The following is an 11,415-nucleotide window of genomic DNA, read 5'->3' on the forward strand; positions in this document are numbered from 1 at the left end:
ATAACCATTGCTTCTGGCACACTTCCTTCAAGGTAAACAGGAGTAACACAAGTATTTGTATCTCCAATATTAAATCCTTTACTTCTCAATCCGCTTTGCAACGCATTTACATTCTCCCAAAGTTTATCTTTCAATTCAGATGAATTACGCAATAATTCCAAACGCTTCAATGAACCAATAGTTTGAATCATTGGCAAAGCTTTGGCAAACATTTGCGAACGCAAGTTGTATTTTAGGTAATCGATAATTTCTTTGTCAGCAGCTACAAAAGCTCCAATATTCGCCATTGATTTTGCAAAAGTAGAAAAGTAAACATCAATATCATCTTGAACACCTTGCTCCTCACCTGCTCCAGCACCTGTTTTACCAAGTGTTCCAAAACCGTGTGCATCATCTACTAACAAACGGAAATTGTATTTCTTTTTCATTGCTACAATTTCTTTCAACTTTCCTTGTTGTCCTCTCATCCCGAAAACACCTTCAGTAATAAAAAGAATACCACCACCTTGCTCTGTAGCTAATTTTGTAGCTCGTTGCAAGTTTTTCTCCATACTTTCGATGTCGTTATGCTTGTAAGTAAAACGTTTTCCACTATGCAAACGAACACCATCAATAATACAAGCGTGAGCATCAACATCATAAACGATTACATCATTTCTAGTAACCAAAGCGTCAATAATCGACACCATTCCTTGGTAACCAAAATTCAATAAATAAGCTGATTCTTTCATTACAAAAGCAGCCAATTCTTGCTCTAATTGTTCGTGATATTTTGTGTGACCACTCATCATACGAGCCCCCATTGGATAGGCTGCACCGTATTGTACTGCTGCTTCAGCATCTGCTTTTCTTACTTCTGGGTGATTGGCCAAACCTAAATAATCATTTAAACTCCAGTTCAAAATTTCTTTTCCCTGAAACTGCATTCTTGGACCTAAATCGCCTTCCAATTTTGGAAAAACAAAATAACCTTCTGCTTGCGAAGCCCATTTTCCTAACGGACCTTTATTGTTTTGAATTCTTTCGAATAAATCTTTTACCATAATATAATGAAGTGCTACTATTAATTATAAGAAGTTGCAAAAATAATTATTTAAAATTTATTATGGTCTCGAAAGCAAAATTATTTTTAGGAGCTATTTCCTGCTATCCACTCTATCTTTCGCTTTTTAAAGAAAAAAGCAAAAGGATGCCGTTTCTATCAGGGCTAGAATCGTTTTTATCAAGAAACTTTGTACATTTGAAAAACATTTTCAATGTCAATTGCAAAAATCAATATCAATAAAAATATGTCACAAGAAACAAAAGAATTAAAACTCGCAGTCCTTATTGATGCCGACAACGTTCCCTACAGCAATGTAAAAGGAATGATGGAGGAAATCGCAAAATATGGAACGCCAACCACAAAACGCATTTATGCCGACTGGACAAAACCCAATGCTGGCGGTTGGAAAAGTGTTTTACTAGAACACGCCATAACTCCCATTCAACAATACAGTTATACTGTCGGGAAAAATTCTTCCGATTCCGCAATGATTATCGACGCAATGGATTTATTGTATTCAGACAAAGTCGATGGTTTTTGTATTGTTTCTAGCGATAGTGATTTTACACGATTAGCCATTAGATTGCGTGAATCTGGAATGAAAGTCATTGGAATTGGCGAAAAGAAAACACCCAATTCATTTATAGTTGCCTGTGATAGATTTGTTTACATCGAAGTTTTAGAAGGAGCTACGAAAAAGAAGATTCGCAAACCAGCATTAGCTAATACTTCAGAAATTAAAAAACCAGTAGAAAAAGTAATTGCAAAAACTGCTGAAAAACCAGAACAAAAACCTCTGAATAAAATTGATAATCAAACCATTGAACTCATCGAAGATACTCTAGAAGCTATTGGAGATGATGATGGTTGGGCGTTTCTTGGCGATGTTGGAAACCTCATCGTGAAGAAAAAACCTGAGTTCGACCCAAGAAATTACGGTTTTTCAAAACTGACTCCAATGCTAAAATCACTAACCGATATTCTAGAAATTGACGAAAGAGAATCTGACAAAAAAGGCATCAAACACGTTTTTGTTCGATTACGATATAGCTAGATTTTCTCTAAAAAAAGGAGGTCTTTTTACAGACCTCCCATTGTAGATTTTGATTTATCAGTATCAACTTGCACCCTACGGCAGTTGACTATTGAATATTCTTCTCAGTTCAGATTAATATATTCAAGTAATTAATCAAAACCACACTCAAATATACAATTTATTTACTCACAACAATCTCATTTTAAAAGTTTTAACATCAGATTAACATAATTATTTTAATTACTAAAATCCTATTTAATATTAAAAGATTAAAAACAAAACTCCCACAAAATTTTTGGATGTTTCTAAAAATAAATATTTTAAATTATACCTTCGCAAAAGTCAGAATACAAAAATCTTACACTATTTTAAGCAGTTGTAGTTTTTAGACAACATCCTTTTCAAAACTATTTATCTTTATCTTTTATCAATTCTAAATCAAAAAATGAAAATCGTATTCGCCACTAACAACAAAAATAAAATTCTCGAAGTCCAGCAAATGCTTCCTTCATCTATTGAAATTATAAGCTTAGAAAGTATTGGTTGCTATGAAGAAATTCCAGAAACTGCAACTACTATTGAAGAAAATGCCATAATGAAAGCCAATTATATCACTGAAAAATATGGCTTTGATTGCTTTGCTGATGACACTGGACTCGAAGTAGAATCGCTAAATGGCGAACCTGGCGTTTTCTCGGCTCGATACGCTGGCGAACAACGAAATGATGATGACAATATGAATAAATTATTACATGCTTTGTCTGATAAAATCAATAGAAACGCTCAATTTAAAACAGTAATTACATTAAATTTTAGAGGGAAACAGTATCTTTTCACAGGAATTGCAAAAGGCGAAATTACCTCAAAAAAGACAGGAAATCAAGGTTTTGGCTATGATCCCATCTTTCGACCGGAAGGTTTTTCGGAAACTTTTGCACAACTTTCGCTCCAAGAAAAAGGTGCCATCAGCCATCGTGGTAAGGCTACGGAACAACTTATAGCCTTCCTTAAAAACTAACTAATTGATTTTCAAATAACAATAAAATCTTAAATCTGGATTTTCCATTAGATTATCTCATTTATTAGCAGTACTTTTGCACCAAATTTTAAAAACATATATGAATAAATTTGAACAATTAGGATTGAGTGAATCGCTACAACGTGCGATTATCGATCTAGGATTTGAGAATCCGACCGAAGTACAGGAGAAAGCGATTCCCCTATTATTGGAACAAGACACAGATTTAGTTGCGTTGGCTCAGACAGGGACAGGGAAAACGGCAGCTTTTGGTTTTCCAGTCATTCAAAAAATTGATGCCGACAACAGAAATACACAGGCGTTAATTTTATCACCTACCCGCGAACTATGTTTGCAGATTACAAACGAACTTAAAAACTACTCCAAATACGAAAAAGGTATTAATGTAGTGGCTGTTTATGGTGGTGCAAGTATTACAGAACAGGCTAGAGACATCAAAAGAGGTGCGCAAATTATTGTGGCTACTCCAGGTAGAATGCAAGACATGATTAACAGGGGATTGGTAAACATTTCCCAGATTAATTACTGTATTCTTGACGAGGCAGACGAAATGTTGAATATGGGTTTCTACGAAGACATCGTAAACATCCTTTCAACAACTCCAGACGAAAAAAGCACTTGGTTATTCTCGGCTACAATGCCAGCAGAAGTAGCTCGAATTGCTAAACAATTTATGCACAACCCGTTAGAAATAACTGTTGGGGCGAAAAACTCAGGTTCAGCTACGGTTTCACACGAATTTTACTTAGTAAATGCACGTGACCGTTATGAAGCTCTTAAAAGATTGGCCGATGCTAATCCAGACATTTTCTCGGTAGTTTTTTGTAGAACAAAACGAGACACACAAGCTGTTGCCGAAAAATTAATCGAAGATGGATACAGCGCTGCAGCATTGCACGGAGATTTATCTCAAGCGCAACGTGACGGAGTTATGAAATCTTTTAGAGGTCGCCAAATCCAAATGCTTGTAGCCACTGACGTTGCTGCACGTGGAATTGACGTGGACAACATTACACACGTAGTAAACTATCAGTTACCTGACGAAATAGAAACTTATAACCACCGTTCTGGTCGTACAGGTCGTGCTGGAAAATTAGGAACTTCTATCGTTATTGTAACTAAAAGTGAAATCCGAAAAATTTCTGCTATCGAAAGAATTATAAAACAGAAATTTGAAGAAAAAGCTATTCCTTCAGGAATCGAAATCTGCGAAATTCAGCTGTTGCACTTAGCCAACAAAATCAAAGACACGGAAGTTGATCACGAAATTGACAACTATCTTCCTGCCATTAACGATGTGTTGAATGATTTGTCAAAAGAGGAATTAATCAAGAAAATGGTTTCTGTAGAGTTCAACCGTTTCATCAATTACTACAAGAAAACAAGAGATATTTCTTCTCAGTCTTCAGGTTCTGAAAGACGTGATGATAGAGATGGCTCTCCAAGAGAGAACAACAATGGTGGTGCTACAAGATATTTTGTAAACATTGGATCTAGAGACAACTTCGATTGGATGTCATTGAAAGATTATTTGAAAGAGACATTAGACCTTGGTCGTGATGACGTTTTCAAAGTAGATGTAAAAGAAGGTTTCTCTTTCTTTAATACTGACCCTGAACACACTGATAAAGTAATGGAAATATTGAACAACGTACAATTAGAAGGGCGTCGTATCAATGTAGAAATTTCTAAAAATGACGGTGGCGGAAGACGTGATCACAACGGAAGAAGTTCTGGAGGTTTTGGTGGTGGAAGAAGTTCAGCTCCGAGAAGAGAGGGTAATTTTGCTCCAAGACGTGAAGGCGGATTTAGAAGCGACAGAAACTCAGCACCTCGTGAAGGTGGTTTTGGTGGAAGAAGTGAGTCAAGAAGTTCTACTGCACCACGAACAGGTGGTTTCTCTGATAGATCTCCAAGATCATCTGAAGCTCCAAGACGTGATGGCGGTTCATCAGAAAGACCAGCAAGACGTTCTGAAAGTTTTGGAGATGCTCCAAGAGAAAGAAGACCAAGAAGAAGTTAAATCCTTACCCCAGCCCTCTCCCAAAGGAGAGGGAAATTATGGAACTGAAAATTAACTCTTTTTGTTAATTTTCTTATAATTATACTGAAACTACAAAATATTTAATCCCGTTTTATTACTTTTAAAGTTTTAAATCAGTTTATGAGATATTTTGTAGTTTTCTTCTTTTTAATAGTTTCAGCAAATACTTTTGCACAAGTTTTGGAATCACCCCAAAAAGTTTCAGGCACAATTATTAATGACAATACTCAGCTCCCTTTAGCGTATGTTAACATCATTAACGTCAATAAAGTAAAAGGAACTACTACTGACGAAAAAGGTTATTTTGAAATTAATGTCAGCCCAAACGATACACTACATATCTCGATTTTAGGTTTTCAATCGTTGCGAATTAAAGTAACTAACGACTGGATAAAAAACAAAACAACCAAAATTCACCTTACAGAAAAGGCTTACGCACTTGAAGAAATAATCATTAGACCCTATGATTTAACAGGTTATCTGGAAATCGATTCTAAATTAATTCCTATAAAAGAAAATTATCGCTACAGCATTTCGGGATTAACTCAAGGTTATGAAGCAGGAGAATATTCGCCAAATGCCTTTGGAAAAGTAATGGGTTCTATCTTCAATCCGGCAGATATGCTTTATAATTTTTTCGGTAAAAAACCTACGGAACTAAAAAGATTAAAAGAAATGAAAAAAGATGATACTGTTCGAAATCTTCTCGAATCTAAGTTTGACCGAGAAACAATCTCAGTACTTCTTGGTGTTGATAAAAAGGAAATTGCCGAAATTTTAGAACGTTGTAATTACTCAGAATCTTTTGTAAAAACTGCTAATGATTTGCAAATCCTAGATGCAATAAGCTCTTGCTATGAGGAATATAAAATTCTGAAAAGAAAATAGTTCTCTTTTTATCAGACAAAAAAAAATCTAATTAATGTAAATTCCGTTTCTTTCAAGAATAGCAAAAAGATAAATGCTCTCGTTCGGATCATATTTTTCTACCCCACTTAAATACCATTTTCTAATTACACTAAGCTGATAGGAAGTATATCCTTCTGCATCTATACTCAAACCAAGTAAACCAGCAAGAAGAAAATCTTCCAAAACCTTATTGGTTACAATACGTTTTGGAATTCCTTCATTAATAGCACCATTCATTCGCTCATAATCTGACCTTCCAGAAATATATCCAGAACTAAAAGCATCATCATTATTATTAGAATTAATTTGATAAAAGGGATTCAAACCATTTGCGTAACCCTCAAAATAATCTTTTCTGTAAGCAGGACTATATATGTTTTTTGTATTCATGAAATAATGTGCTTTAAAATTTCGATTCAAACATATATACAATAATTTAATATATACACAAAAATCGTTGAAAGGAGAAAATACTCTTCAAATAACAAGAGCCTTACCGTTTGTCGATAAAATCAAGAGGTAAAATCACTACAAGCCCCATAATACCTAGCCTCAATTCGCTTAATATCTTTGATAGAATTGCGTGCCCAAGCCAGTCGTTTTTCCAAAATTTCATTATCAGATAAACGCCAATCAATATCCGAATTACGTAGTCTATTAGTCAAGTTTTGAATGATAATTGCAGCCGAAACCGAAATATTCAAACTTTCGGTAAATCCAACCATTGGAATTTTAAGAAACCCATCGGCTTTTTGCAAAATCTTCTCAGACAATCCATCTCTTTCCGTTCCAAAAAACAAGGCACTTGGTTTCGAAATATCAAAATCATCCAACAAACAATCATTCTCGTGTGGTGTTGTGGCAATGATTTGGTAGCCTTTATTTTTTAATGTTTCCACACAATTGACTACATTATCAAATTTGTTGATGTCCACCCATTTTTGAGCGCCCATCGCAATTTCTTTGTCGATACTTTTGCCGTATCTCTGTTCAATCACGTTCAATTCCTGAATGCCAAAAATCTCGCAACTGCGCATAACTGCACTGGCATTGTGCATTTGGAAAACATCTTCAACAACAACCGTAAAATGTTTAGTTCTGTTTTCTAATACTTTTAGAAATTTATTTTTTCGATTTTCGGTTAGGATGTTTTCGAGAAAATTTAGATAATCAAGGTCAATCATAATGCAGAATTTATTTTGGCAAAAATACTAAAAAAGTGTAGTTTTATTTCAAATTAAAAACTCAGATTAAACCCAAAAAAATTAACCGCAGATTCGCAGATTATTGAAAAATAATTCAAAAAAATCAGCGAATCTGCGGTAAAAGCATTTTAAATATGAAAAAGAAACTAGTTGTATTAACTGGAGCTGGAATCAGTGCCGAAAGTGGTATCAAAACTTTTCGTGATGCTGATGGATTATGGGAAGGCCACAATGTGATGGACGTGGCAACACCAGAAGGATGGAATAGAAATCCCGAATTAGTGCTCGATTTTTATAACCAAAGGCGTCAGCAATTACACGATGTACAACCCAATCTTGGGCATCAAATTCTTGCAGAATTAGAACGCGATTTTGAGGTACAAATTATTACTCAAAACGTAGATAACCTGCACGAAAAATCAGGAAGTTCAAATGTTTTGCATCTTCACGGCGAATTATTGAAAGTGCGAAGTTCAAAAAACAGCAATTATATTTTGGAGTGGAAAGATGATTTGAATTTTGGAGATGTCGATGACAAAGGAAATCAATTACGTCCGCATATCGTTTGGTTTGGCGAGGAAGTTCCAGCTTTGGAAAAAGCTGTAACAATAGTCGAAAATGCTGATATTCTCATTATTATTGGCACTTCCTTGCAGGTATATCCAGCAGCAAGCTTAATGAATTTTGCTAAACCAACGATTCCTGTTTTTTATATCGACCCAAAACCTGCAGAAATTTACAGTTTACCAAATGACATCAAAGTGATTGCTACAACAGGTTCAAAAGGAATGGAAATCGTTCGGAAACAACTCGAAAAATTACAATAGCACTGACAAAGTAGAATAGACATATTTGTCATTTCGACGAAAGAGAAATCGCACAACAAGTGCAACTAATGTGATTTCTCCTTCGTCGAAATGACAAAAAAACATCCAACACATAACTCATAACTTATAACTTATAACTATTTTTGCATTTCAAAAAAACAACACTACAACAATGACAACATTAAACGAATTAAACGCCGTATCGCCAATCGACGGTAGATACAGAAGCAAAACAAGTTCGCTTTCTAAATTCTTCTCGGAAGAAGCTTTAATTAAATACCGCGTATTGGTAGAAATTGAATATTTTATTGCGCTTTGCGAAATTCCTTTACCACAACTAAAAGACGTAAACCCAAATGTATTCGGAAGTTTACGAGATATTTATAAAAACTTCTCAACCGAAGATGCTCTTTGGATAAAAGAAACCGAAAAAGTGACCAACCACGATGTAAAAGCGGTGGAATACTTCATTAAAGACGCTTTCGAAAAATTAGGTTTATCACAATACAAAGAGTTCATCCACTTTGGACTAACTTCTCAAGACATCAACAATACTGCGATTCCGCTTTCGACTAAGGAAGCCTTCGAGAAAGTATATATGCCATCGTTAATTACTTTGACATCAAAACTGAAAGAGTTAAGCATCGAATGGAAAGACATTCCAATGCTTGCCAAAACTCACGGTCAACCAGCTTCGCCAACGCGTTTGGGTAAAGAAATTGGGGTTTTTGTAGAACGATTAGAAGAGCAAATGCGTTTGTTGTTCAACATTCCGTTTGCGGCAAAATTTGGCGGAGCAACAGGAAATTATAATGCGCATCACGTGGCGTATCCACAAATTGACTGGAGAAAATTTGGTGGCGATTTTGTTGAGGAAATCCTTGGCTTACATCACTCCTTTCCTACTACACAAATCGAACATTACGATCACTTTGCAGCCTTTTTTGATGCGTTAAAAAGAATCAATACCATCATTATCGATTTAGACAGAGATATTTGGACATATGTTTCGATGGAATATTTCAAACAAAAAATCAAAGCAGGAGAAATTGGTTCATCGGCGATGCCACACAAAGTTAACCCTATTGATTTTGAAAATTCGGAAGGAAATTTAGGAATGGCAAATGCTATTTTCGAACACCTTTCGGCTAAATTACCCTTGTCAAGATTGCAACGTGATTTAACTGACAGTACGGTTTTGAGAAACATTGGAGTTCCAATGGGACATACCTTGATTGCTTTTGAATCCACCTTAAAAGGTTTAAACAAACTCCTTTTGAACGAGCCAAAATTCCACGAAGATTTAGAGAAAAACTGGGCAGTTGTTGCCGAAGCGATTCAAACTATTTTGCGTCGTGAAGGTTATCCAAATCCTTATGAAGCCTTGAAAGGATTGACTAGAACTAACGAAGCCATCGACAAAAAAGCCATTCATAATTTCATTGCAACATTAGATGTTTCAGCTGAAATCAAAGCAGAATTAATGCGGATTACACCGAGTAATTTCTTGGGAATTTAAATAAATAATGATTTTGAAAACAATTAGAATTTTAAAATATTTACTAACCTATCTTTTCTTTTTACTTCCTGTACAAAATTCTTTTTCTCAAAATAAGATTATTGTCGATAGCATAAGTATTGAGATGGAAAAGGCAAAAGAACCATCTGGATTTTCCAATGTAATGCTGAGAAGTGTCAGATTTGACGAAAAAAAGTTAAAGTTTATAATGGCAAAATGCCAAATAAAATCAATAGGTAAAAATCGTGCTGAAATTAGTGCCTTTTCGCTATTAGATACTGTAAACAAAGTTAGATATAGAGTTGGTGATTATTTAGGATATGCTGGTATTATCGGTTCACCAGAAGTAAATCCTTACCGAAAAGAAAAACCACTAAATGGCAAAAAATATCCTTATTATCTACCTCAATATGATTCTAGTGTAGTTGATTTTTTTGATCAATTTAGTACAGGAGAATATACTGATTTTGGAATTCCAATAGAGTTTGGATCAGAAAATAATCCCGACAAAAGTCTCATTTATTTTGGTGAAACAAATTACAAAAATTTTAGAGCTGAGTTGTTTTTCATCACTTTGAAAGTCTTAAAAAAACCTGTTTTCGAACTATATTATAAAAACTACAAAGTTGGAACTTTTCAAATAGAATCAAATTAATTAAAACCGAGTTGATGCAAATCACGCCAAGTAATTTCTTGGAGATTTAATAGGTTCAATAAGCACAAAGTAATTATGAAGAATTATATTCTAAAAACCGTAATCCTTTGTGCTTTTTTTCTTTTATTTTCCTGTGAAAATAAAAAGCCAAAGCAAGAAATTAAACAAGAAATCAAGCCATACAAAGCCGGAGTGATTTTATCTTTTGATGATGCCTATATTGACGAGTGGTTTGATACAGATCAAAAACTAAAACAATATTCCTGGAAGGCGACTTTTTGCGTTTGCAAAATAAATACGCTACGCCATTCTGAAATCAAGAAACTTCTTGAATTACAAAAGGAAGGACACGAAATAGCGGGTCACGGACTCCATCATTATCACGCTGAAAAATTTGTTGCAAAATATGGAATGAATGAATATTTCAAGCAAGAAATCAATCCAATGCTCTATTTAATGCGCTTTTATGGCTTGAAAGTCACGTCTTTTGTATATCCTTATGGAGGAAGAAATGCAAAATTAGATGCTGCTTTACTGACCAAATTTAATATAGTAAGAGGACGAGCATTTTGCGAAATAAATCCAATAAAACAAGGATGCTATTTCAATTATTCTGATATTGTTTATAGTTTTAGTATTGATGACACTCACAATCACTTTGACATTCCGTATCTTCTGAAATTACTGGATTATGCTAAGAAAAACGACAAAATTTTGATTCTGAATAGTCACAAAACAGTAGAAAATGTAACTTCAGATTATCAGACCAAAGAGGCAACATTAGAACTCATTTGCAAATACATCAAGCAAAACAATATGAAGTTCTACACCTTATCTGACTTGAGCAGACTAAACAAAATTAATTCCCAAAAAGAAAAGGCGCAAGAAATCAATCTTGCACCTTTTGAATTTTAGCATTTCTGCGTATTTTATCTCGAGTAATTTGGGGCTTCTTTAGTAATCGTCACATTATGAGGATGACTTTCCGTAATTCCACTAGAAGTGATACGAACAAAACGTCCTGTATCTTGCAAAGTTGGAATATCTTTCGAGCCGCAATATCCCATTCCTGCACGAAGCCCACCAATAAATTGTTGCATACTTTCTTCTAATTCTCCTTTGTAAGGCACTCGACC

Annotated in this window: 12 protein-coding genes; 8 read left to right on the forward strand and 4 right to left on the reverse strand. The window is 34.7% G+C overall.

From position 1 onward, the window contains the following. On the reverse strand, positions 1-1,043 hold a 1,043-nt coding region (locus tag PHC28_RS09670; RefSeq protein WP_300099285.1), incomplete at its 3' end, for an aminotransferase class I/II-fold pyridoxal phosphate-dependent enzyme. Between the two features lie 246 nt (positions 1,044-1,289). Between PHC28_RS09670 and PHC28_RS09675 the strand changes: the two genes are divergently transcribed. The 4 genes from PHC28_RS09675 (at position 1,290) to PHC28_RS09690 (ending at position 6,052) form a co-directional block, all read left to right on the forward strand. After that, positions 1,290-2,099 (forward strand): NYN domain-containing protein, encoded by an 810-nt coding sequence (locus PHC28_RS09675; protein WP_300099307.1) that lies wholly within the window; start codon positions 1,290-1,292, stop codon positions 2,097-2,099. A gap of 427 nt (positions 2,100-2,526) precedes the next feature. Then, positions 2,527-3,099: a non-canonical purine NTP diphosphatase gene (locus tag PHC28_RS09680; RefSeq protein ID WP_300099287.1), complete on the forward strand. Its 573-nt coding sequence runs from the start codon at positions 2,527-2,529 to the stop codon at positions 3,097-3,099. Between the two features lie 100 nt (positions 3,100-3,199). Next, positions 3,200-5,143, forward strand: a complete 1,944-nt coding sequence (locus PHC28_RS09685; RefSeq protein WP_300099289.1) for a DEAD/DEAH box helicase — start codon at positions 3,200-3,202, stop codon at positions 5,141-5,143. Positions 5,144-5,284: 141 nt separating this feature from the next. Beyond that, positions 5,285-6,052 carry a carboxypeptidase-like regulatory domain-containing protein gene (locus tag PHC28_RS09690; RefSeq protein WP_300099291.1) on the forward strand — a complete coding sequence of 256 codons (768 nt, stop codon included), beginning with the start codon at positions 5,285-5,287 and terminating at the stop codon, positions 6,050-6,052. Positions 6,053-6,079: 27 nt separating this feature from the next. Here the strand turns inward: PHC28_RS09690 and PHC28_RS09695 are convergent, their stop codons facing one another. Further along, positions 6,080-6,463: a hypothetical protein gene (locus tag PHC28_RS09695; RefSeq protein ID WP_300099293.1), complete on the reverse strand. Its 384-nt coding sequence runs from the start codon at positions 6,461-6,463 to the stop codon at positions 6,080-6,082. A 122-nt stretch (positions 6,464-6,585) separates the two neighbouring features. After that, entirely contained in the window at positions 6,586-7,257 is a 672-nt protein-coding gene (locus PHC28_RS09700; protein WP_300099295.1) for an RNA methyltransferase, read from the reverse strand. A gap of 155 nt (positions 7,258-7,412) precedes the next feature. On the opposite strand from PHC28_RS09700, the gene PHC28_RS09705 reads away from it, so the two are divergent. The 4 genes from PHC28_RS09705 (at position 7,413) to PHC28_RS09720 (ending at position 11,194) form a co-directional block, all read left to right on the forward strand. Next, a complete protein-coding gene (locus tag PHC28_RS09705) occupies positions 7,413-8,105 on the forward strand; it encodes an NAD-dependent deacylase (RefSeq protein WP_300099297.1) in 693 nt (230 codons plus the stop codon). A gap of 172 nt (positions 8,106-8,277) precedes the next feature. After that, complete coding sequence (purB, locus tag PHC28_RS09710) at positions 8,278-9,624, forward strand: adenylosuccinate lyase (RefSeq protein ID WP_300099299.1); 1,347 nt, start codon at positions 8,278-8,280, stop codon at positions 9,622-9,624. 13 nt (positions 9,625-9,637) lie between these two features. Then, on the forward strand, positions 9,638-10,279 hold the full coding sequence (locus PHC28_RS09715; RefSeq protein WP_300099301.1) for a hypothetical protein: 642 nt from the start codon (positions 9,638-9,640) through the stop codon (positions 10,277-10,279). A gap of 75 nt (positions 10,280-10,354) precedes the next feature. Beyond that, positions 10,355-11,194, forward strand: coding sequence for a polysaccharide deacetylase family protein (locus tag PHC28_RS09720; protein ID WP_300099303.1), 840 nt, complete (start codon positions 10,355-10,357; stop codon positions 11,192-11,194). 14 nt (positions 11,195-11,208) lie between these two features. On the opposite strand, the gene PHC28_RS09725 is transcribed toward PHC28_RS09720, so the two are convergent. Continuing rightward, the coding region (locus PHC28_RS09725) for an IMP dehydrogenase (RefSeq protein WP_300099305.1) at positions 11,209-11,415 on the reverse strand (207 nt) is incomplete at its 5' end.

The sequence above is a fragment of the Flavobacterium sp. genome, from assembly GCF_028712645.1.
Lineage (GTDB): Bacteria > Bacteroidota > Bacteroidia > Flavobacteriales > Flavobacteriaceae > Flavobacterium.

What these genes read in the sequence shown, in the direction of transcription:
- PHC28_RS09675 (WP_300099307.1), top strand. Translation starts at nt 1,290, where the DNA reads ATGTCACAAGAAACAAAAGAATTAAAACTCGCAGTCCTTATTGATGCC.
- PHC28_RS09680 (WP_300099287.1), top strand. Translation starts at nt 2,527, where the DNA reads ATGAAAATCGTATTCGCCACTAACAACAAAAATAAAATTCTCGAAGTC.
- PHC28_RS09685 (WP_300099289.1), top strand. Translation starts at nt 3,200, where the DNA reads ATGAATAAATTTGAACAATTAGGATTGAGTGAATCGCTACAACGTGCG.
- PHC28_RS09690 (WP_300099291.1), top strand. Translation starts at nt 5,285, where the DNA reads ATGAGATATTTTGTAGTTTTCTTCTTTTTAATAGTTTCAGCAAATACT.
- PHC28_RS09695 (WP_300099293.1), bottom strand. Translation starts at nt 6,463, where the DNA reads ATGAATACAAAAAACATATATAGTCCTGCTTACAGAAAAGATTATTTT.
- PHC28_RS09700 (WP_300099295.1), bottom strand. Translation starts at nt 7,257, where the DNA reads ATGATTGACCTTGATTATCTAAATTTTCTCGAAAACATCCTAACCGAA.
- PHC28_RS09705 (WP_300099297.1), top strand. Translation starts at nt 7,413, where the DNA reads ATGAAAAAGAAACTAGTTGTATTAACTGGAGCTGGAATCAGTGCCGAA.
- purB (WP_300099299.1), top strand. Translation starts at nt 8,278, where the DNA reads ATGACAACATTAAACGAATTAAACGCCGTATCGCCAATCGACGGTAGA.
- PHC28_RS09720 (WP_300099303.1), top strand. Translation starts at nt 10,355, where the DNA reads ATGAAGAATTATATTCTAAAAACCGTAATCCTTTGTGCTTTTTTTCTT.